Source organism: Streptomyces sp. NPDC052064, assembly GCF_055585925.1.
The window spans coordinates 146,902-168,271 of the sequence record NZ_JBVJJE010000007.1; the positions used below are offsets into that span (position 1 = coordinate 146,902).

General features: G+C 71.1%; 19 protein-coding genes, 1 tRNA gene and 1 pseudogene. 4 read left to right on the top strand and 17 right to left on the bottom strand.

Annotated elements, in window-relative coordinates; genetic code table 11:
• Position 1 precedes the first annotated feature (1 nt).
• The 12 genes from secD to pgsA all read right to left on the bottom strand — a co-directional run bounded on the left by secD (position 2) and on the right by pgsA (position 10,896).
• On the bottom strand, positions 2–1,762 hold the full coding sequence (gene secD / locus ACZ6TU_RS20325) for a protein translocase subunit SecD (RefSeq protein ID WP_467675896.1): 1,761 nt from the start codon (positions 1,760–1,762) through the stop codon (positions 2–4).
• Between the two features lie 132 nt (positions 1,763–1,894).
• Positions 1,895–2,392 (bottom strand): preprotein translocase subunit YajC, encoded by a 498-nt coding sequence (gene yajC / locus ACZ6TU_RS20330; RefSeq protein ID WP_467675409.1) that lies wholly within the window; start codon positions 2,390–2,392, stop codon positions 1,895–1,897.
• A 185-nt stretch (positions 2,393–2,577) separates the two neighbouring features.
• A complete protein-coding gene (ruvB, locus tag ACZ6TU_RS20335; RefSeq protein WP_467675411.1) occupies positions 2,578–3,642 on the bottom strand; it encodes a Holliday junction branch migration DNA helicase RuvB in 1,065 nt (354 codons plus the stop codon).
• Between the two features lie 45 nt (positions 3,643–3,687).
• A complete protein-coding gene (gene ruvA, locus ACZ6TU_RS20340) occupies positions 3,688–4,293 on the bottom strand; it encodes a Holliday junction branch migration protein RuvA (RefSeq protein ID WP_467675412.1) in 606 nt (201 codons plus the stop codon).
• A complete protein-coding gene (gene ruvC, locus ACZ6TU_RS20345) occupies positions 4,290–4,820 on the bottom strand; it encodes a crossover junction endodeoxyribonuclease RuvC (RefSeq protein WP_467675414.1) in 531 nt (176 codons plus the stop codon). The genes ruvA and ruvC overlap by 4 nt, the downstream gene beginning before the upstream one ends.
• Before the next feature lie 114 nt (positions 4,821–4,934).
• Complete coding sequence (locus tag ACZ6TU_RS20350) at positions 4,935–5,687, bottom strand: YebC/PmpR family DNA-binding transcriptional regulator (protein ID WP_086561764.1); 753 nt, start codon at positions 5,685–5,687, stop codon at positions 4,935–4,937.
• A 48-nt stretch (positions 5,688–5,735) separates the two neighbouring features.
• Positions 5,736–6,344 (bottom strand): pyridoxal 5'-phosphate synthase glutaminase subunit PdxT, encoded by a 609-nt coding sequence (gene pdxT / locus ACZ6TU_RS20355; protein WP_467675416.1) that lies wholly within the window; start codon positions 6,342–6,344, stop codon positions 5,736–5,738.
• Between the two features lie 5 nt (positions 6,345–6,349).
• Positions 6,350–7,261 (bottom strand): pyridoxal 5'-phosphate synthase lyase subunit PdxS, encoded by a 912-nt coding sequence (gene pdxS / locus ACZ6TU_RS20360; RefSeq protein WP_467675418.1) that lies wholly within the window; start codon positions 7,259–7,261, stop codon positions 6,350–6,352.
• A gap of 135 nt (positions 7,262–7,396) precedes the next feature.
• Positions 7,397–7,939 (bottom strand): LemA family protein, encoded by a 543-nt coding sequence (locus ACZ6TU_RS20365; protein WP_467675420.1) that lies wholly within the window; start codon positions 7,937–7,939, stop codon positions 7,397–7,399.
• A gap of 127 nt (positions 7,940–8,066) precedes the next feature.
• On the bottom strand, positions 8,067–9,230 hold the full coding sequence (locus tag ACZ6TU_RS20370; protein WP_467675422.1) for a glycosyltransferase family 4 protein: 1,164 nt from the start codon (positions 9,228–9,230) through the stop codon (positions 8,067–8,069).
• Positions 9,227–10,135, bottom strand: coding sequence for a phosphatidylinositol mannoside acyltransferase (locus ACZ6TU_RS20375; protein WP_469550057.1), 909 nt, complete (start codon positions 10,133–10,135; stop codon positions 9,227–9,229). Before ACZ6TU_RS20375 ends, ACZ6TU_RS20370 begins: the two co-directional genes overlap by 4 nt.
• The gene (gene pgsA, locus ACZ6TU_RS20380) at positions 10,132–10,896 is read right to left on the bottom strand and encodes a phosphatidylinositol phosphate synthase (RefSeq protein WP_467675898.1); all 765 of its coding nucleotides are present in this window, start codon (positions 10,894–10,896) and stop codon (positions 10,132–10,134) included. The genes ACZ6TU_RS20375 and pgsA overlap by 4 nt, the downstream gene beginning before the upstream one ends.
• Positions 10,897–11,111: 215 nt before the next feature.
• On the opposite strand from pgsA, the gene ACZ6TU_RS20385 reads away from it, so the two are divergent.
• The 3 genes and pseudogenes from ACZ6TU_RS20385 to ACZ6TU_RS20395 form a co-directional block, all read left to right on the top strand.
• Entirely contained in the window at positions 11,112–13,310 is a 2,199-nt protein-coding gene (locus ACZ6TU_RS20385; protein WP_467675426.1) for an elongation factor G-like protein EF-G2, read from the top strand.
• A 172-nt stretch (positions 13,311–13,482) separates the two neighbouring features.
• Positions 13,483–15,150, top strand: coding sequence for a hypothetical protein (locus ACZ6TU_RS20390; protein ID WP_467675428.1), 1,668 nt, complete (start codon positions 13,483–13,485; stop codon positions 15,148–15,150).
• A pseudogene (locus ACZ6TU_RS20395) lies at positions 15,147–15,601 on the top strand (aldo/keto reductase); the annotation flags it as partial. The gene ACZ6TU_RS20390 and the pseudogene ACZ6TU_RS20395, both read left to right, overlap by 4 nt.
• A 176-nt stretch (positions 15,602–15,777) precedes the next feature.
• On the opposite strand, the gene ACZ6TU_RS20400 reads toward ACZ6TU_RS20395, so the two are convergent.
• The 4 genes from ACZ6TU_RS20400 to ACZ6TU_RS20415 all read right to left on the bottom strand — a co-directional run bounded on the left by ACZ6TU_RS20400 (position 15,778) and on the right by ACZ6TU_RS20415 (position 20,293).
• On the bottom strand, positions 15,778–16,335 hold the full coding sequence (locus ACZ6TU_RS20400; protein ID WP_467675430.1) for an HIT family protein: 558 nt from the start codon (positions 16,333–16,335) through the stop codon (positions 15,778–15,780).
• Positions 16,336–16,424: 89 nt separating this feature from the next.
• Positions 16,425–18,401 (bottom strand): threonine--tRNA ligase, encoded by a 1,977-nt coding sequence (gene thrS, locus ACZ6TU_RS20405; RefSeq protein ID WP_467675432.1) that lies wholly within the window; start codon positions 18,399–18,401, stop codon positions 16,425–16,427.
• A 93-nt stretch (positions 18,402–18,494) separates the two neighbouring features.
• Positions 18,495–19,730: a hypothetical protein gene (locus tag ACZ6TU_RS20410; protein WP_467675434.1), complete on the bottom strand. Its 1,236-nt coding sequence runs from the start codon at positions 19,728–19,730 to the stop codon at positions 18,495–18,497.
• Positions 19,727–20,293: a DUF4365 domain-containing protein gene (locus tag ACZ6TU_RS20415; protein ID WP_467675436.1), complete on the bottom strand. Its 567-nt coding sequence runs from the start codon at positions 20,291–20,293 to the stop codon at positions 19,727–19,729. The genes ACZ6TU_RS20410 and ACZ6TU_RS20415 overlap by 4 nt, the downstream gene beginning before the upstream one ends.
• Positions 20,294–20,462: 169 nt before the next feature.
• Here ACZ6TU_RS20415 and ACZ6TU_RS20420 point away from each other — a divergent pair, with 169 nt between their 5' ends.
• Positions 20,463–21,191, top strand: coding sequence for an exonuclease domain-containing protein (locus ACZ6TU_RS20420; RefSeq protein ID WP_467675900.1), 729 nt, complete (start codon positions 20,463–20,465; stop codon positions 21,189–21,191).
• Positions 21,192–21,260: 69 nt separating this feature from the next.
• Here ACZ6TU_RS20420 and ACZ6TU_RS20425 read toward each other — a convergent pair.
• Positions 21,261–21,332, bottom strand: a tRNA-Val gene (locus ACZ6TU_RS20425).
• Positions 21,333–21,370: the final 38 nt, after the last annotated feature.

A 21,370-nucleotide genomic window follows, 5' to 3' on the forward strand; every position in this document is an offset into this window, starting at 1 on the left:
CTCAGGCCTCCTTGGTGTCGACGGGGGCGGCGGGGCGGCGGGTGCGGCGCAGCGGGGGCTGAGCACCCAGGCTCTTCGGGTCGAGGCCGGACCACTTGTGGCCGTTCGCGAAGAACGGGCGGCGGGCCATCAGCGTCAGCAGCGGCTTGGTGAAGAGGAACACGACGACCACGTCGAGCAGGGTGGTCAGGCCGAGCGTGAACGCGAAGCCCTGGACCTTGCCGACGGTGACGATGAAGAGCACCGCGGCGGCGAGGAACGACACGAAGTCGGAGACCAGGATGGTGCGCCGGGCGCGCGGCCAGGCCCGCTCGACGGCGGGGCGCAGCGAGCGGCCCTCCCGGATCTCGTCGCGGACGCGTTCGAAGTACACGATGAACGAGTCCGCCGTGATACCGATGGCGACGATGGCACCGCAGACGGCCGGCAGGTTCAGCGCGAAGTTGATGGTCGGACCGAGCAACGCCATGATCGTGTAGGTCAGGGCGGCGGAGACCAGCAGCGAGAGGATCGCGATGAACGCCAGGCCGCGGTAGTAGGCCAGCAGGTAGATGACGACCAGCGCCAGGCCGATCGCGCCGGCGATCAGACCCGCCTTCAGCTGGTCACCGCCGAGCGCGGCGGTGACGGTGGAGACGCTGTCCTCCCTGAAGGTCAGCGGCAGCGCACCGTACGACAGCATGTTGGCGAGGTCCTGGGCGGACTGCTGGGTGAAGTTGCCGGAGATCTCCGCGTTGCCGCCGGTCAGGGCCTGCTTGACGAACGGGTCGGAGACCACGTCGCCGTCGAGGACGATCGCGAACTGGTTCTGCGGGGACTGGTTCTTCGCCAGCTTGCCGGTGATGTCCGCGAACTTCTTGCCGCCCGAGTCGGTGAAGTCCATCGTGACCGTCCAGCCCGCTCCGGTCTGGGTGTTCAGGACGGCCTGGGCCTTGTCGACGTCGGTGCCGTCGACCTCGGCGGGGCCGAGGATGTACTTCTGCCACTGACCCTGCGAGTTCTTGCCGCAGGCCAGGGTGGGCTGGGAGGCCTTGACGCCGTCGCCCACGGCGGAGCGGGTCTTCGCGTTGGTGCAGTCGAGCTTGGCGTACTGCTCCTGGAGCTTGCGCGCGTCGTCGGCGGCAGTGCCGCCGGACGGGGAGGGGCTGGCCTTCGCCTTGTCCGGGGCGCTCGCGGACGGCGTCGCGTCGGCCTTCAGCGCGTCCGTGACCGCTCGGCCCTGCGTGGTGGGAGAGGCGGACGGGGAGGCGGAGCCCTTGCCGGTGGCCTCGGGCTTGTCGGAGGCCTTGCCGGACGGCTTGTCCGAGGGGCTTCCCGTGGGGCTCGGCGAGGGGCTGGCCGCGCCACCACCGCCGGAGACCTCGGTGCCGATGACCGGCCGGAAGTAGAGCTTGGCGGTGGTGCCGACCTGCTTGCGGGCCTGCTCGGAGTTCGTGCCCTTGGGGATGTTGACGATGATGTTGTCCCGGCCCTGCGTTTGGACCTCGGCCTCGGAGACGCCCAGACCATTGACACGGCGCTCCATGATGGAGACGGCGGTGTCCATGTTGGTCTTGTTGATCGCCGCCTCGTTGCCGGCCTCGGGAACCGCCTCGAGCGTGATGCTCGTACCGCCGGCCAGGTCGATGCCGAGACGCGGTTTCGTGTGTCCCGAGGCGAACATCCCACCGGTGAGCGCCGCGATGGCGATCAGGATCAGGGCCAGCGAGCGCCCCGGCTTGCTCTGGGCGCTCGCGCTCCGGCCCTTTTTAGGTGTGGCCACCTTCTCGTACTCCCTCTCGGGCCGCCGCGCTCCGGATCGGCGGACGGGCGGCCATGACATGGTGTCGGGATTCCGTGCGAGCCGGTCGTGTCCCGGGGTGCGCGGGCCGGGCCCGCGCACCCCGGGACGCGACTACTTCGTCTCGGAGTCGCCGTCGGTCTTCTTCGGCTCTTCGTCCGTCTTCGCCTCGCCGGCCGGGGCGTCGTCGGCCTGCTCGTCGGCCGCGTCCTTCTTGCCGAGGTCGACGGCCTTGCCGTCAGCGGTGGCGTCGGCGGCGGAGTCACCGGTCTCGGTGAGGGAGGAGGCGTCGTCCGGGACGAGGTCGGCGTCGGACTTCAGGTCGTGCTCGATGCCGTGGACGATGCGGTTGTACTCGTCGTCGGTGAGGACGGCGCCGATGGCGTTCTTGGCGAAGAGGAGCTCGACGCCCGGACCGGCGTCGACGAGGACGGTGTCCTCGTTCACCTCCTTGACCGTGGCGTACATGCCCCCGATGGTGCGGACACCGCTGCCGGGCTGCATTTGGTTCCGCATCTCCACGGCCTGCTGCTGCTTCTTCTTGGCCGACCGGGTCATCAGGAACATGGCCCCGATGAGCACGATGAACGGGAGGAGGGTCAGGAGACTCACGGGTCGGTACTTCCTTCACACGACCGCGCTGTGAGCGGCCAGATGGTTGGGGGTATGTACGCCGCCGACAAAGGCGGCATCGGCGGAGTCTAAGCGAGTCCACGCGCATGGAACAACGCTCAGCATGGCACCGGGGTTCCTGCTCCGGCCACTGGCCTCGCCGTCCCGGAGCGGTGACGGCGCCGTCACGCCCCGAACAGGTCCTGTTGTCCGTTTCCGGCGGTCCGGGGCGGGGTGAGGCCGAGATGCGCCCATGCGGCGGGGGTGGCGACCCGGCCGCGCGGGGTGCGGGCCAGTAGTCCCTCCCGTACCAGGAAGGGCTCGGCGACCTCTTCCACGGTCTCACGCTCCTCCCCCACCGCGACCGCGAGCGTGGACAGGCCGACGGGGCCGCCGCCGAACAGCTTGAGCAGGGCTTCCAGCACGCCCCGGTCGAGGCGGTCGAGGCCGCGGTCGTCCACCTCGTAGACGGCGAGGGCGGCCGCCGCGATGTCCTTGGTGATCAGGCCGTCGGCCTTGACCTGCGCGTAGTCCCGGACGCGGCGCAGCAGGCGGTTGGCGATACGGGGCGTGCCGCGGGAGCGGCCGGCGATCTCGGTGGCGCCCTCCGGCTCGACCTCGACCTCCAGGAGGCTGGCCGAGCGGTGGATGACCCGCTCCAGTTCGGCCGGTTCGTAGAACTCCATGTGCGCGGTGAAGCCGAAGCGGTCGCGCAGCGGGGGCGGCAGCAGGCCCGCGCGGGTGGTGGCGCCGACCAGGGTGAACGGGGGCAGCTCCAGCGGGATGGCGGTGGCGCCCGGGCCCTTGCCGACGATGACGTCGACGCGGAAGTCCTCCATCGCCATGTACAGCATCTCCTCGGCGGGCCGGGACATGCGGTGGATCTCGTCGAGGAAGAGGACTTCGCCCTCCTGGAGGGAGGAGAGGATCGCGGCGAGGTCGCCGGCGTGCTGGATGGCGGGGCCCGAGGTGATGCGGATGGGGGCGCCCATCTCGGCCGCGATGATCATCGACAGGGTGGTCTTGCCGAGGCCGGGGGCGCCGGAGAGCAGCACGTGGTCGGCGGTCGCGCCACGCGCGCGTGCGGCGCGCAGGACGAGGTCGAGCTGCTCGCGGACCTTCTCCTGGCCGATGAACTCGTCCAGGTCCTTGGGGCGCAGGGCGGCCTCGACGGCCTGGTCCTCACGGTCGGCGGACGCACCGACGAGCCGCTCGGCGGCATCGGCGTCGGTCGTGTCGTCCCAGTTCATGGAGTGTGCCTCGGAATCTCGGTACGGAGGTACGGACTGCTCGGACTAGCGGGCGCGGTTCAGCGTCTGCAGGGCCGCCTTCAGCAGCTGCCCCACCTGGGGCGTGCCCTCGGCGGCCTCGGCCTGCGGGGCCACGGCGGTCACTGCCTCGTCGGCCTCCCGGGTCGCGTAGCCGAGGCCGATCAGGGCCGCGTGCAGCTGGTCGCGCCAGCCGGTGCTGACCGGGGCACCGACGGCGGGTGCGCCGACCGGCGCGCCGAGCCGGTCCTTCAGTTCCAGGAGCAGCTTCTGCGCACCCTTCTTGCCGATGCCGGGGACGGCGGTGAGGGCCTTCTCGTCGGCGGTCGCGACGGCCCGGCGCAGGGCGTCCGGGCTGTGCACGGCGAGCATGGCCTGGGCCAGCCGGGGACCGACACCGCTGGCCGTCTGGAGCAGCTCGAAGACCTGCCGCTCGTCGTCGTCCGCGAAGCCGTACAGGGTCAGTGAGTCCTCCCGCACGACGAGGGAGGTGTGCAGCTTGGCGGGCTGGCCCAGGCGCAGGGTGGACAGCGTGTTCGGCGTGCACTGGACGGCCATGCCGACACCGCCGACCTCGACGACCGCGGCGTCGGGGGCGAGCGCGGCGACGGTGCCGCTGACGAAGGCGATCATGCCGTACGGCCTTTCGATGTGTGCAGGGCGACGGCCTGCTGGAGTCGGTTCTGCGCGGGGGCGCGCCAGATGTGGCAGATGGCGAGGGCGAGCGCGTCGGCGGCGTCGGCGGGCTTGGGCGGCGCGCTGAGCCGGAGCAGGCGGGTCACCATCGCGCCCACCTGCGCCTTGTCGGCCCGGCCGCTGCCGGTGACGGCTGCCTTGACCTCGCTCGGGGTGTGCAGCGCCACGGGGATCCCGCGGCGGGCGGCACAGAGCATGGCGACGGCGCTGGCCTGGGCGGTGCCCATCACCGTACGGACGTTGTGCTGGCTGAAGACGCGCTCGACGGCGACGAATTCCGGCTGGTGCTCGTCCAGCCATTGCTCGATGCCCTGCTCGATGGCGACGAGGCGGTGGCCGAGGTCCGCGTCCGCCGACGTACGGACGACGCCGACGCCGACCATGGTGAGCGGCCGTCCGGCGACGCCCTCGACCACGCCGACACCGCACCGGGTCAGGCCCGGGTCCACCCCCAGAACGCGCACGCGTCCTCCCTCTCGATCGCCTGTTCATGCAGGCTATCGGGTGGCACCGACAACGCGACGGGCCGACGGGTGTGTCCCGTCGGCCCGTTGGGTCCTGCGGAGCCCGTGGCGGCGTTACGCGCCGACCTTCTCCATGACCTCGTCGCTGACGTCGAAGTTGGCGAAGACGTTCTGCACGTCGTCGCTGTCCTCGAGCGCGTCGATCAGCTTGAAGATCTTCTTGGCGCCCTCCTCGTCCAGCTCGACCTGCATGGTCGGGACGAAGTTGGCGTCGGCGGAGTCGTAGTCGATGCCGGCGTCCTGGAGGGCGGTGCGGACCGCGACCAGGTCGGTGGCCTCACTGAGGACCTCGAAGCTTTCGCCGAGGTCGTTGACCTCCTCGGCGCCCGCGTCGAGCACGGCGGCCAGCACGTCGTCCTCGGTCAGCTCGCCCTTGGGGACGATCACGACGCCCTTGCGGTTGAACAGGTACGACACCGAGCCCGGGTCGGCCATGGAGCCGCCGTTGCGGGTCATGGCGACACGGACCTCGGAGGCGGCGCGGTTGCGGTTGTCGGTGAGGCACTCGATGAGCACCGCGACACCGTTCGGGCCGTAGCCCTCGTACATGATCGTCTCGTAGTCGGCGCCGCCGGCCTCCAGGCCCGCGCCGCGCTTGACCGCCGAGTCGATGTTCTTGTTGGGGACCGACGACTTCTTCGCCTTCTGGATGGCGTCGTAGAGCGTCGGGTTGCCCTCGGGGTCGGCGCCGCCCATCCGGGCCGCCACCTCGATGTTCTTGATCAGCTTCGCGAAGAGCTTGCCGCGCTTGGCATCGATGACGGCCTTCTTGTGCTTCGTCGTGGCCCATTTAGAGTGGCCGGACATCTGCCTGTCTCCTTCGCGTAACCCATCTCAGCAACGAACGCAGGAATCCTACAAGGACTCGGCCGCCCGGTTCGCGCGCGTCATGTCGACGAACAGGGCGTGCACGCGGTGGTCGCCGGTCAGTTCGGGGTGGAACGACGTGGCCAGAGCGTTGCCCTGGCGGACCGCGACGATGTGGCCGTCGTGCTCGGCGAGCACCTCGGCCCCGGCGCCGACGGACTCGACCCAGGGGGCGCGGATGAAGACGCCCTCCACCGGGTCGCCCTCGACGCCCTTGACGTCGACGGCCGCCTCGAAGGACTCGTTCTGCCGGCCGAAGGCGTTGCGGCGCACGATCATGTCGATGCCGCCGATGGTCTCCTGGCCCGAGCGCGGGTCGAGGATCTTGTCGGCGAGCATGATCATGCCGGCGCAGGTGCCGTAGACGGGCATGCCGTCCCGCACGCGCGCGCGGAGCGGCTCCATCACGCCGAACAGCACGGCCAGCTTGGAGATGGTGGTGGACTCGCCGCCGGGGATGACGAGGCCGTCCACCTCGGCGAGCTCTTCGGGGCGCCGCACCGGCCTGGCCACGGCATCGGCCGCGGCCAGGGCGACGAGGTGCTCCCGTACGTCGCCCTGGAGAGCCAGGACGCCGATCACAGGTGCTTCACTCATGGGTGTTACCAGCCGCGGTTGGCGTAGCGCTCGGTCTCGGGGAGGGTGTCGCAGTTGATGCCGACCATGGCCTCGCCGAGGTTGCGGGACGCGTCGGCGATGATCTTCGGGTCGTCGTAGAAGGTGGTGGCCTTCACGATGGCGGCGGCGCGCTTGGCCGGGTCGCCGGACTTGAAGATGCCGGAGCCGACGAAGACGCCCTCGGCGCCGAGCTGGCGCATCAGGGCCGCGTCGGCCGGGGTGGCCACGCCGCCCGCGGAGAACAGCACGACCGGCAGCCTGCCGAGCTCGGAGACCTCCTTGACGAGCTCGTAGGGGGCGCGCAGCTCCTTGGCGGCGGCGTACAGCTCGTTGTTGTCGAAGCCGCGCAGCTTGGCGATCTCGTTCTTGATCTGGCGCAGGTGGCGCACGGCCTCGACGACGTTGCCGGTGCCGGCCTCGCCCTTGGAGCGGATCATCGCGGCACCCTCGGCGATGCGGCGCAGGGCCTCGCCCAGATTGGTGGCGCCACAGACGAACGGCGTGGTGAAGGCCCACTTGTCGGAGTGGTTGACCTCGTCGGCCGGGGTGAGGACCTCGGACTCGTCGATGTAGTCGACGCCGAGGGACTGCAGCACCTGGGCCTCGACGAAGTGGCCGATGCGGGACTTGGCCATGACCGGGATCGAGACGGCGTCGATGATGCCCTCGATCATGTCCGGGTCGGACATGCGGGCCACGCCGCCGTCCTTGCGGATGTCGGCCGGGACCCGCTCCAGGGCCATGACGGCGACGGCGCCCGCGTCCTCGGCGATCTTCGCCTGCTCCGGCGTGACGACGTCCATGATGACGCCGCCCTTGAGCTGCTCGGCCATGCCGCGCTTCACACGGGCGGTGCCGGTCTCGGGGGCCTGGGAGTTGGGGGGCGTGGTGGACACGGGTGACCTCGCTACGGAGAGGGGGATTCTGCAGCACCGAGGAAACGTGAGGGGACCAGGCCACAGCAAGGGCCAATGGGAACGCTGTGGATCCTTTTCCGGCGGACGGCCGGGGAACGGCGCGTGAACGGGGGCTCAGGCGGCCCGGTCCGCCAGGGCCACCGGAGGCTCGTCGTCCATTTCGAAGGCCATGGGGAACGGGGCGTGGCCCGCCAGCCGGAACCAGCGGACCTTGCGGTGCCGGCGGAGAGCACGGGCGGCACGTACGGCGTCGTTGTGGAAGCGGCGGGCCATCGGGACGCGCCGCACCGCCTGCGCGAGCTCCTCGGCGGCCTCCTCGCCTCCGGGCGCCTCCCGCACCGCCTCCATCTGCTGGACCTCCCCGAAGACGGCCCGCAACGCCTGGCTCAGCTCGCTCTCGGCGACCTCCCGCTGCTCCTCCACCGCCTGACGGGCGGCGTGCGCGGCCTCGTAGAGGACGATCGAGGCGGCCGGATCCAGGACCCCCGACGTCGCCAGTTCCTGCGCGACCGAGGCCCGGCGCAGCAATTGCGCGTCCAGGGCGGCGCGAGCGGCGTCGATCCGGGCGTGGAGACGGTCGAGACGGCCTGCGGTCCAGCTGAGATAGAGCCCGACCGCGACCAGGGCCACGGCGATCCAGATGAGAGTGGTGGTCACGGGCGGCAAGGCTAGCGGCCCGGCCGGGCCGAGGGTTCACCCCGCCCTGCCCGGCGATCGGCTCCGCACCGGCGCACGCCGGCCGGGCCGCCCTTCGGCGTGGCCTGGCACGGCCTGCCGCCCGGTGTCAGTCCCGGGCGAACCCCAGCCTGGCCCACAACCCCGTCACCCGCTCGTCCTCCGCAACCGCCGCCGCGCCCGCCGTCACCGTCTCGTAGACGGACAGGATGTCCGCGCCGACGGTCGCCCAGTCGAAGCGCCGCACGTGGGCGCTGCCCCGCTCGCGCAGTTCCGCGCGCCGGGCCGGATCGTCCAGCAGGCGAACGGCCGCGTCGGCCAGGGCGTCGGCGTCCTCGTTGGGGAACAGTTCGCCGGCCTCTCCCCGGTCCAGGACCTGGGCGAAGGCGTCCAGGTCGGAGGCGAGGACGGGAGCTCCGGCGGACATGGCCTCGACCAGGATGATCCCGAAGCTCTCGCCGCCGGTGTTCGGCGCGACGTACAGGTCGACGCTGCGGAGGAAACGGGCCTTGTCCTCGTCGCTGACCATGCCGAGGAACTCGACCCGGGAGCGCAGCTCGACGGGCAGGGTCTCCACCGCCTCCTCCTCGTCACCGCGCCCGGCGACCAGCAGCCGGGTCTGCGGACGGGCGGCGAGGATCTTCGGCAGGGCCTTCATCAGCACCGGCAGGCCCTTGCGGGGCTCGTCGATGCGCCCTATGAAGCCGATCGTGTCGCCCTGCCATTCGGCCTTGGGCTCGGCCTTGGCGAAGAAGTCGACGTCGACGCCGTTCGGAATCACCACCGCGTCCCCGCCGAGGTGCTCCACCAGGGTGCGGCGGGCGTACTCGCTCACCGCGATCCGGGCGCTGATCTTCTCCAGGGCGGCCTGGAGGATCGCGTACGCGGCGATCATGGCCCGGGAGCGCGGGTTGGACGTGTGGAACGTGGCCACGATCGGTCCCTGGGCCGCCCAGCAGGTCAGCAGACCCAGCGAGGGCGAGGTCGGCTCGTGGATGTGGATCACGTCGAACGCGCCGTCGTGCAGCCAGCGGCGCACCCGGGCGGCGCTCAGGAACCCGAAGTTGAGCCGGGCCACCGAGCCGTTGTAGGGCACCGGCACCGCGCGGCCCGCCGAGACGACGTACGGCGGCAGGGGGGTGTCGTCGTCGGCCGGGGCGAGGACGGACACCTCGTGGCCGAGGCGGATGAAGTACTCGGCCAGGTCCCGGATGTGGAACTGGACGCCGCCCGGTACGTCCCAGGAGTACGGGCAGACGATGCCGATCCTCACGAGGTCCCCTTCGCAGGGTCGAGGTCCGCGAGCCACAAGCGCTGCAGCATGTGCCAGTCCTCCGGGTGGTCGGCGATCCCCGTCGCGAAGGCGTCGGCCAGCGCTTGTGTCATGGCAGACGCCATCTCGGCGCGCGTGCCTGACTCGGGCACCTCGACCGGCGGGTGGACACGACCCCGCATCACGGGCGATTCGTCGTACCAGAGCGTGACGGGGAGCAGCAGGGCGCCCGTCTGCTGGGCGAGCAGGGCCGGGCCGGCCGGCATCCGGGCCGTGTCCCCGAAGAAGCCGACCTCGACGCCGGAGGCGGACAGGTCACGGTCGGCGACCAGGCAGACCAGGCCGCCGTCGCGCAGCCGCCGGGCCAGGGTGCCGAAGGCGGTGCCGCCGCTGTGCGGCAGGACCTCCATGCCGAGGCCCTCGCGGTAGGCGACGAACCGGTCGTACAGCGTCTCGGGCTTCAGGCGCTCGGCGACCGTCGTGAAGGGGATACCCAGCTTGGTGGTGACCCAGGCACCGGCGAGGTCCCAGTTGGCCAGGTGGGGCAGGGCGAGTATGACGCCCTTGCCGGCGGCCATGCCCTCGGTCAGGTAGTGCAGGTCCTTGCAGTCGAATCCGTCCTTGATCCGTTCCTCGCTCCAGGCGGGGAGCCGGAACGACTCCATCCAGTAGCGCAGGTACGACCGCATGCCCGCGCGCGAGAGCAGGGCGAGGCGCTCGGGGCTCGCGCCGGGCACCACGCGCGCGTAGTTGCTCTCCAGCCGCTGTACGCCCTTGCCGCGCTGTTTCCACGCGAGGTCGGCGATGGTGTGCCCCAGCCGTACGGCGACCGGCTCGGGGAGCCTCTTGACGGTGCTCCAGCCGAGGCCGTACAGCGCGTCCGTCAGCCGGTCCTGTGCGCTCACGTGGCCGCCTCGCTCCCGTGGGAGGCGTTCTCCTGCTCGCCTTCATTGTCGTCCTCCGCGGACTCGGCCTCCGCGGACTCGGCCTCCGCGGACTCGCGGCGAACCGTGACGACCCGCTGGATGAGCGTGACGAGGCTGCCCACGGCGACGATCCACAGGGCGACCGGCAGCAGGTACTGGATGCCCGGGACACCGAACGCGTGCAGGCCCGCGAGACCGGCCGCGACCAGGGAGATCACCAGCCGCTCGGCCCGCTCGACCAGCCCGTTGACCGCGACCGGCAGGCCGATCGACTCGCCGCGGGCCTTGGTGTACGACACCACCTGGCCGCTCGCCAGGCAGAAGATCGAGACGGCGCACAGGACGAGGTCGTCGCCCCCGCCGGCGTACCAGAGGATGAAGCCGCCGAAGATCGCGCCGTCGGCGACCCGGTCGAGCGTGGAGTCCAGGAAGGCGCCCCAGCGGCTGGAGCGGCCGAGCTGGCGGGCCATGTTGCCGTCGACCAGGTCGGAGAACACGAACAGCGTGATCACGACCGTGCCCCAGAAGAACTCGCCCACGGGGTAGAAGACCAGCGCGCCCGCGACCACACCGGCCGTGCCGATGAGCGTGACGGTGTCGGGGCTGACGCCCCGCCGGATCAGAAACGCGGCGAACGGTGTGAGAACACGCGTGAAGAATGCACGCGCGTACTTGTTCAGCATGGCCTTCCCGAGGGTCGGTGTCGCCGTCTGGCCCCTGCTGGCCACCGGCTGGCCCATCGTAGCCACGCGCGCGTGCGGGCGACGGGCGGGACCCGAGGCCCGTGTCACGGCGCACCGGGGCGCGGGGCGGGGCGCGATCACGTCCTTCGTATGGACGCACCGTGACGGGAGTGGAAAGCTCGAATAACCGCGGGCGTCGCCGGAGCCGCACCGCACGCGGATCCCGCGTGTCCGCGCCCACAGTGACCTCACCGTGCACGGGAGGCAGGATCATGGGCGACAAGGCACAGACACACCCTGGGGCCGCCGGCAGGGCACAGGCGGCCGACCACCCTCAGTCCGTACGGAATGTGGTGCTGGTCGGCCACTCCGGATCGGGCAAGACCACGTTGGTGGAAGCCCTCGCGCTCACGGCGGGGGCAGTGAACCGGGCGGGCCGCGTGGAGGACGGCGGCACCGTCTCCGACTACGACGAGATCGAGCACCGGCAGCAGCGCTCGGTGCAGCTCTCCCTGGTACCCGTCGAGTGGGACGGCATCAAGGTCAATCTCCTCGACACCCCCGGATACGCCGACTTCGTCGGTGAGCTCAGGGCCGGTCTGCGAGCGGCGGACGCGGCCCTCTTCGTCGTCTCGGCGTCCGACGGTGTGGACGGCTCGACCCGCATGGTGTGGGAGGAGTGCGCGGCCGTGGGCATGCCACGGGCCATCGTCGTCACGCACCTGGAGGCGGCGCGCGCCGACTTCGAGGAGATGACGCGGATCTGCGCGGAGGCCTTCGGCGCGGACGACCCCGACGCGGTCCTGCCGCTCTACCTGCCGCTGCACGGCCCGCAGGCACCGGACGGGCACGCGCCCGTGACCGGCCTGGTCGGGCTGCTGTCGCAGAAGCTGTTCGACTACTCGACCGGCGAGCGCAAGGAGTCCGAGCCGGGCGAGGACCAATTGCCGCTGATCGAGGAGGCCCGCAACCGGCTGATCGAGGGGATCATCTCGGAGAGCGAGGACGAGACCCTCATGGACCGCTACCTCGGCGGGGAACCGGTCGACGTCAAGACGCTGATCGAGGACCTGGAGCGGGCCGTGGCGCGCGGGGTCTTCTTCCCCGTGCTGGCCGCCGCCCCCGCGGCCGGGGGTGCCCGGCAGGGACTCGGCACGGTGGAGCTGCTGGAGCTGATCACCCGGGGCTTTCCCACGCCGCTGGAGCACGAGACGGTGCGGGTGACGACGATCGACGGCAAGCCGCGCGAGCTCAAGCCGTGCGACCCGGACGCGCCGCTGGTCGCGGAGGTCGTGAAGACCTCCTCGGACCCGTACGTCGGCCGGCTGTCGCTGATCCGCGTGTTCTCCGGCACTCTGCGCGCCGACCAGACGGTCCACGTCTCCGGGCACGGGCTGGCCGACCGCGGGCACGAGGACCACGACGTCGACGAGCGGATCGGCGCCCTGTCCACCCCGTTCGGCAAACAGCAGCGGCCGGTGTCGCACGTCATCGCGGGCGACCTGGCGTGCGTCGCCAAGCTCAGCCGCGCCGAGACCGGGGACACCCTGTCGGCCAAGGACGACCCGCTGCTCATGGAGCCGTGGCAGATGCCCGACCCGCTGCTGCCCCTGGCCATCCAGGCGCACAGCAAACCGGACGAGGACAAGCTCTCGCAGGGCCTGGCCCGGCTGGTGGCCGAGGATCCGACGATGCGGCTCGAACAGAACCAGGACACCCACCAGGTGGTCCTGTGGTGCCTGGGCGAGGCACACGCGGACGTCGCTCTTGAGCGGCTGCGCAGCCGCTACGGCGTCCAGGTCGACGTCGTGCCGCACAAGGTGTCCCTGCGCGAGACGTTCGCGACCAAGGCGGCCGGGCGCGGCCGGCACGTCAAACAGTCCGGCGGGCATGGGCAGTTCGCCATCTGCGAGATCGAGGTGGAGTCGCTGCCGGGCGGCTCGGGCATCGAGTTCGTGGACAAGGTGGTCGGCGGCTCGGTGCCGCGGCAGTTCATCCCGTCGGTGGAGAAGGGCGTACGCGTCCAGGCCGCCAAGGGAGTCGCCGCCGGGTATCCGCTCATCGACGTACGCGTGACCCTGCTGGACGGCAAGGCGCACTCGGTGGACTCCTCCGACGCCGCGTTCCAGACGGCCGGCGCGCTCGCGCTGCGGGAGGCCGCGGCCGACGCGAAGATCCATCTGCTGGAGCCGGTGGCCGAGGTGTCGGTGCTGATCGGCGACGAGTTCGTGGGCACCGTGATGAGCGACCTGTCGGGGCGGCGCGGGCGGCTGCTCGGCACCGAGCAGACACCGGGCGGGCGCACCCTGATCCGGGCGGAGGTGCCAGAGATCGAGATCGGCCGGTACGCGGTCGACCTGCGGTCCCTGTCGCACGGCACGGCACGCTTCGGCCGCCGGTACGTACGGCACGAGCCGATGCCGCAGCAGGTCGCGGACCGGATCCGTGAAGAGGAGCGCAAGGCCTCCTAGTCGGGGCCCACGGGGGCCAAGTGGCCCCCGTGAGGGCTCCCTCCGCACAGGCGGGCGGTTCCCAGGACCGCCCGCCTACGGATGTCGGTGCCTGCGGATACGCTGATGACCTGATCAACAGGTGTGCGAAGCGCGGAAGTCGGGAAGGCCGCTTGATGCGGAAGCGGCAGCGATGGGGGCGGCAGTGACGGACGGATTCGACTTCAGCCCAGGGGCCCAGGTGCCTTTGGCGGGTGCGGCTGGCCAGACGGCGGCGACCTACGCGCTGGCCGCGGCGGCGTACCGGGACGACGAGGTCACTAAGATCCTGGCCGCCGACAACGAGTGGCACCAGTCGAAGGTCACACCGCCGCGCTCCTGGGCGAAGATCTTCCGCCCCAGGTTCGGCGAGGCCTTCTCCCGCGCCGTCATCGACCGCATGCTGGGCGCCGGGCGCAAGCCGGTCATCCAGTCGTTCGGCATCGAGCCCCAAGTCGTCGTGGAGCACTGCCTGGCGGCCCACCGTATCCGCCGCGACCGCGACAACTGGCTCTCGGCGATCACGGTCATCTGCGGGGTGCTCTTCCTGCCGGGCTTCCTCATGTGGCTGCTGGTGTTCACGCTGCGCACCACCATGACCAAGCGCGAGGACAAGCGCGCCGGCGCTCTCGCCACGACCCTGTTGGTCGCGGTGGGCGCGCTCGCCGTGCTGTTCCTGATCCGCACGCCATTCGCGGGCTTCTGGGCCTGGTACGCGCGCGCGGCGATCATCATGCCGGTCGTCGGCTGGTTCTGGGCCAAGCAGATCTGCGAGCGGACGGCCCGTGACCTGCGGGAGCGCTGGTCGAGCATGCTGGCGGGCGGCGGCGTGGGCGCCAAGATCCCCGAGGCGGTGCCGGGCAACCCCGGCGACGCGGCCGAGCAGGTCCGCAAGGAGCTGGCGCGCCTGAGCGCCGAGCAGCGGTCCAACTCGGTCTTCTACGCCGGGCCCAAGGGCATACTCGGCATGGGCACGCGGTGGGGCAGCTGGCAGCTGGCCGAGGAGCTGGTGTCCGCCGAGCCGGGCAAGGACTTCCACCCCTTCCGCAGCTGGGACGTCATCGTGGCGATCCAGGGCGGCCTGGGCATGCTGGAGCGCACGTCCATCAACACCGGCGGCTTCCCCAAGCCGTCCATCACGCACTGGATCGTCACGCCGATCGGCGAGAAGGCGACGGAGGTGTCCCGGCCGAGCGGCACGGACGTGGACGCCTACACGATCCGGACGCACGCCATACAGGACATCTGCAACAAGCAGCAGTTCGGCAGCGGCGACCGGCACTATCTCGGTGTGCAGTGGACCCTCTGGGACGGCCATCTGGTCATCACGATGCTGATCACGGTGACGGTGCTGCACGACACCCTGCGCATCGAGGTCACCGGGCACGCGCTGGGGCCGGTCAACTCCCTGTTCAACGAGAAGCCCGCGGCCAAGGAGAAGACGGTCCAGAAGGCCTTGCGCTTCTGGGAGACCCGCACCGTGAAGATGCCCCTGATCGACGCCGACGAGGTGGTGCGGCTGGCCGCGCGCGCGCCGCTGACCTGGTATCCGCCGCTGCTGAACTGGCTCGGCGGCAGCCTGACGCTTCCGGAGCCGTTCGGTCTGCGGCACGCGTGGGCGGACCAGCCGTGGCGGCATCGGTTCATGGCGGACGATGCGCTTCGGGCTGCGACGCCCGTGCTGCGTGTGGTGCATACGGCGGCGTTGAAGGTGCTGCGGGAGAACGGCGTGGACGTGGAGAAGTTCGGGTCCAGGTCGGCGGCGCTCAGTGGGGCGGTGCAGGAGGCTTCGCCGAAGAAGGCGGATGTCTACGACGCCTAGAGACCGAGTACTCGTTGTGGACCCGTGACGTCGAGGCCGAGATCCTCCCGCTGCTGCGCGAGCTCGGTATCGGGTTCGTTCCCTACTCGCCGCTCGGCCACGGCCTGCTGACCGGGCAGATCCGCACCGTCGACGACTTCACCGACGACGACTGGCGCAAGACCAACCCGCGATTCACCGGCGAGAACTTCCAGCGCAACCTGCGCATCGTCGACGAGGTGCGGACCATCGGCGCCGAGATCGGAGCCACCCGGCCCAGACCGCGCTGGCGTGGTTGCTGACCCGCGGCGACGACATCGCCCCCGGAACCCGGCGGGTCTCGCGCGTCGAAGAGAACACCGCCGCCGACGGCATCGAACTCAGCGCCGCGCAGCTCGACCGCCTGGACAACCTCACACCGGCCGCGGGCGAGCGCCACGACGAGGCGAACATGGCCACCATCGACCGCTGACCACTGACCACTGACCGCGGCGCATCGGCAGGACCGCGCCGCGGTCAGTGGTCAGTGGTCAGCGGTCAGCGGTCAGCGGTCCTGCCGGCCGACGGCGGTCGACGAGGGCGCGCCGCGCCCCTCATCGCCCCAGCGGCACGACCGCCCGCAGGCGCAGCGCCCCAGCAGTCGGCAGCTCAGACCGGCCAAGCCTCCGCCAGCATCTTCCGGGTGTCCGCCAGCAGCTGCGGCAGCACTCGCGTATGCCCCACCACCGGCATGAAGTTCGTGTCGCCGCCCCACCTCGGCACGATGTGCTGGTGCAGGTGCGCCGCGATGCCCGCGCCGGCGACCGAGCCCTGGTTCATGCCGATGTTGAAGCCGTGCGCGCCGGAGGCCGCGCGCAGGGCCGTCATCGCCTGCTTGGTGAGTTCGCCGAGCTCGGCGGTCTCCCCCGCCGTGAGGTCGGTGTAGTCGGCGACGTGCCGGTAGGGCACGGTCATCAGGTGGCCGCCGTTGTACGGGTACAGGTTGAGCACGGCGTAGACCTGCTCGCCGCGCCGGACGACCAGCCCGTCCTCGTCGGACTTGGCCGGGATCGAGCAGAAGGGGCAGCCGTCGCCGGCACCCGGGCCGCTCGGCTTGTTCTCGCCCTGGATGTAGGCCATCCGGTGGGGCGTCCACAGACGCTGGAACGCGTCCTGCGTCCCCACTCCCAGCTGCTGCTCCGGCTCACTCGTCATGCAGTGCAGCATATGGCGTCGAGCTGGGGGTACGGCAAAGGCCCCCGGGATCTCCCGGGGGCCCGTACGCGGTTCGGTGAGGTCGCGATGACGCCGTGCGGTCAGACCTGTGCCCGCTCCTCGACGACCTTCACGATCTTCGCGATGGCCTCGTCGAACGGGATGCCGTTCTCCTGAGAGCCGTCGCGGTAGCGGAAGGACACGGACCCGTGGGACATGTCCTCGTCGCCCGCGATGACCATGAAGGGCACCTTCTGCTTCTGGGCGTTGCGGATCTTCTTCTGCATCCGGTCCGAGGAGGAGTCGACCTCGACGCGCAGGCCCTTCTTCCTGGCCGCCGCCGCGAACTTCTCCAGGTACTCGACGTGCGCGTCGCCGATCGGGATGCCGACCGCCTGGACCGGGGCCAGCCACGCCGGGAAGGCACCCGCGTAGTGCTCCAGGAGGACCGCGAAGAAGCGCTCGATCGAGCCGAACAGCGCGCGGTGGATCATGACCGGACGGGTCTTGGAGCCGTCGGCGGCCGTGTACTCCAGGTCGAAGCGCTCGGGCAGGTTGAAGTCGAGCTGGATGGTCGACATCTGCCAGGTGCGGCCGATGGCGTCCTTGGTCTGGACGGAGATCTTCGGGCCGTAGAAGGCGGCACCGCCCGGGTCCGGGACCAGCGGCAGGCCCTGCTTCTCGGCGACCTGGCGGAGGGTCTCGGTCGCCTCCTCCCAGGCCTCGTCCGAGCCGACGAACTTCTCCGGGTCCTTGGTGGACAGCTCCAGGTAGAAGTCGGTCAGGCCGTAGTCCCGCAGCAGGCCGAGGACGAAGGTGAGCGTCTTGTCGAGCTCCTCCGACATCTGCTCGCGCGTGCAGTAGATGTGCGCGTCGTCCTGGGTGAAGCCGCGGGCGCGGGTCAGGCCGTGCACGACGCCCGACTTCTCGTACCGGTACACCGTCCCGAACTCGAACAGGCGCAGCGGCAGCTCACGGTAGGAGCGCCCGCGCGCGTCGAAGACCAGGTTGTGCATTGGGCAGTTCATGGGCTTGAGGTAATAGTCCACGCCCTCGTCGAGCTGCATGGGCGGGTACATGCCGTCGGCGTACCAGTCCAGGTGGCCCGAGGTCTCGAAGAGCTTCCCCTTCGTCGCGTGCGGGGTGTAGACGAACTCGTAGCCCTCTTCCTCGTGGCGGCGCCGCGAGTAGTCCTCCATGACCCGGCGGATGATGCCGCCCCGGGGGTGGAAGACGGCGAGGCCGGAGCCGATCTGCTCCGGAATGGAGAACAGGTCGAGCTCGCTGCCGAGCTTGCGGTGGTCGCGCTTCTCGGCCTCGGCGAGGAACTCCAGGTGCGCCTTCAGCTCGTCCTTGGTCGGCCAGGCCGTGCCGTAGATGCGCTGGAGCATGGGGTTCTTCTCGCTGCCGCGCCAGTAGGCGGCCGCGTTGCGCATCAGCTTGAACGCCGGGATCGCACGGGTCGACGGCAGGTGGGGACCGCGGCAGAGGTCCTTCCAGCACAGCTCGCCGGTCTTGGCGTCCAGGTTGTCGTAGATCGTCAGCTCGCCTGCGCCGACCTCGACATCCGCGCCGTCGTCGGAGGAGGCGGAGCCCTTGAGGCCGATCAGCTCCAGCTTGTACGGCTCAGCGGCCAGCTCCTCGCGGGCGGCCTCGTCGGTCACCACGCGGCGGGCGAACTTCTGCCCCCGCTTCTGGATCTCCTGCATCTTCTTCTCGATGGCCTTGAGATCCTCGGGCGTGAACGGCTTCTCGACGTCGAAGTCGTAGTAGAAGCCGTCCTTGACGGGCGGGCCGATGCCCAGCTTGGCCTCGGGGAAGAGCTCCTGCACGGCCTGCGCCATGACGTGCGCGGTGGAGTGGCGCAGGATGTCGAGGCCGTCCTCGGAGGAGATCTCGACGCCCTCGACCTCGTCGCCCTCCGCCAGGGCATACGACAGGTCCTTGAGCTCGCCGCCCACGCGCGCGGCGACGATCGAACGCTCGCCGGCGAAGAGCTCGGCGGCCGTAGTGCCCGTCGTCACCACGCGTTCTTCCCGCTCGGAATCGCGTTGGATGATCACACGGACGTCTGACACCGGTCTCTCCTGACTGAAGGTGGGGTCGCGGCGCCATACCGGAGCGCGCGCACGAGTATGGATCGTACCGACCCCGGACCGTCCTGAGCGAAATCAGTCCCGGCAGTCCCCTCCGCAGGCCTCCTCGAAGAAGGCCGCCACCCCGGCGTTCTCCTGGAGCGCCTTCATGAGGCGGTCCCGCTCGGCGTCGTCGACCTGCACCGGTACGACGCCGTGGGCGCCGGTGAGGCGCCGGAAGCCGCCCCGGCTCTCCAGTCGCCCCTGGACCCGCACCGGCAGTCCGACGAGGTGGGCGTGCCCGGCGATCCGGTACGCCTCCTCGTCGAGGGTGATCCGGACGTGGGGTACGTCGGCCCCGGCCAGTACCCGCAGCCGTACGGTGCCCTCGCCGAGCGGCCCCGACCTGCGCATCCGTACCACCGCTCCCGTGATCCGCACCGGTACGGCGGGCTCCTCGCGCAGGTAGCGGGCGCCCGCCTCGCGCAGCACGGGCAGGTCGCCGGGCGAGAACTCGACGGGCTCGGCGGACGGCGCGCAGCCCCCGGGCACACCGGCGGCCGGGGCCCACTCGACGGCGATCCGGGCGCCCTCCGTGCCCCGGACCAGGGCGACGAGGGCCTCGGTGAGCTCGTGGCACACCCCCGCCTCGACCGCGGTGTCGAAGGCGTCCATGCCGCCGGTGGCGCGCTGGTAGTCGATGGCCTCACGGGCGGCGTACAGGGCCTGGTGGAGGCGGACGGCGAGGGGGCGGTTGTCGGCGACGGGCACGAAGGCGGTGAGCCGGCCGTCCGTCGCGGAGCCGACGAGGACGTTGTCCAGGGACGCGGCGGCGGAGCGCCGGTGCCGGGCGCCGTGGTAGCCGGCCCGGGCGCGGGTGGCGAGTGCCGCCGCGAGCAGCATCCGGCGGGCGGCGGTGCGCAGCCGGTCCTCGACGGTCCAGGGCGCCGCTCCGGCGGGGCCGGCCGGGGCGTCGTGCCACCAGCGGATCTCGTCACTGGGGACGGCGAGGGAGACGAGGACCTCGCGGGCGGAGGGCGATCCGCTGCGGGACAGGGCGAGCAGGGCCTCGCCGAGCAGGTCGTCGCTGTCGGGGAAGGCGCGGCTCTCGGGAACGAGGAGGCTGGTGCCGGTTCCGCCGGGGCCGGGCGGTGTCCAGCGGCCGTAGCGTCCCGGGGCGCCGCCGCGCCGCTGCCAGCCGTGCCGCCGGAGCAGGGCGCTGAGCACGGCCGGGTCGACGTCCACGGGCTCGGGCGGAGCGCCGCTCCAGGGGGTGTCGACGGGGTGGGGCCGCACGGGCCTCAGTGGCTCCTCGGTCGGGCGGTGCGTCACGGTTTCCCTCCCGTCCCGACCCGCGTCATGATCTCGCACAGCGCCCGGTCGTCGAAGATGCGTGAAGTCGGTATCCGCACAGTGGTGCGGCGGCGGCCGGTGATCGGCTGGCCGGCGAGGTTGGTCCAGTAGCAGCAGTGCCTGAGGTCGAGCCGGTCGTGGCCGGCGCGCAGCCAGTCGTCCTGGGAGCGCGGCACCAGCATCACCACCAGGATCTTGTGCACCGACACGGGCGTGCGGGCGAGCTTCGCCAGGTGGTCGTTGTCGAGCGTGAAGGCGAAGGTGCGCCCCGGTGGGTCGGGCGGCACCTGGTACGTGGCCTTGAGCTGCACCTTGATGGTGACCTCGTCGTCGACCGTGTGCCCGGGGGCGCTGTGGCTGACGTGCCAGTCGATGCCGTTGTCGGGGAACGGCTGGGACAGTGAGCAGCCCGCGGCCGCCGCGACGGCGTGCAGATAACCGACCTGCAGTGTCTCCATGCAGGCGGTGGTGGCGAGAGTGCCGCGAGAGGGAGCCGTGCGCTCGGGCAGCAGCCCGCCCCGTTCGGGCTGCGCTACGGCCATGGCCAACAGCCTTCCAGAACAAGTGAGTCCCCGCTGCGGGCCGCTGAACTGCGTCGACCCGTACTCCTGTTGTCTCCTTCCGGCGTACGGCGCAAACAGCCCGGGTATCACCGAATCGGGCAGCGGACGGTGCGTCAACTGCCGAGGGTGAACGAGGGGTTGTGTGGCTATGACGACGTGCTGGTACGAAGGGCCGCTGGCCGCCTTCGACACGGAGACGACGGGCGTGGACGTCGAGACCGACCGGATCGTGTCGGCCGCCGTCGTCGTCCAGGACGCCCCGGGCGTCCGGCCGCGGGTCAGCCGCTGGCTGGTGAACCCGGGCGTGCCGGTGCCCGCCGAGGCGACGGCGGTGCACGGGCTGACGGAGGACCACCTGCAGCTCAACGGCCGGTGGCCGGCGCCGGTGATGTACGAGATAGCGGAGGCGCTGGCCGAGCAGGCCCACGTCGGCCGCCCGGTCGTGGTGATGAACGCGCCGTTCGATCTCACGCTGCTCGACCGGGAGTTGCGCCGCCATCGCGCCTCGACTCTGGAGCGCTGGTTCGAGCCGGCGCCGCTGTTCGTGCTCGACCCGAGGGTCCTGGACAAGCACCTGGACCGCTACCGCAAGGGCCGCCGCACCCTGACCGATCTGTGCGCGCACTACGGCGTCGCCCTGGAGGGCGCGCACGACGCGGCGGCCGACGCCGTGGCGGCGCTGGAGGTCACCCGGGCGGTGGGCCGCCGTTTCGCTTCGCGGTTGGAGCGCCTCGCCCCCGGGGAACTGCACACGCTTCAGGCGGTGTGGCACGCGGCGCAGGCCCGGGGCCTGCAGGCGTGGTTCGCGCGCAGCGGTGTGGAGGAGTCGGTGGACCCGGCCTGGCCCCTGCGTCCGGACCTGCCGGCGGCGGCCTGAGCGCCTGGTGCGGGCGCCTGGACAGGCATGAAAAAACCGGTCCGTCTGGGACGGACCGGCTGTTTCCGGTGGGCGATACTGGGTTCGAACCAGTGACCTCTTCGGTGTGAACGAAGCGCTCTCCCACTGAGCTAATCGCCCGGGAACGCACTGAACAATACAGGTCCCGGCACGTTTCC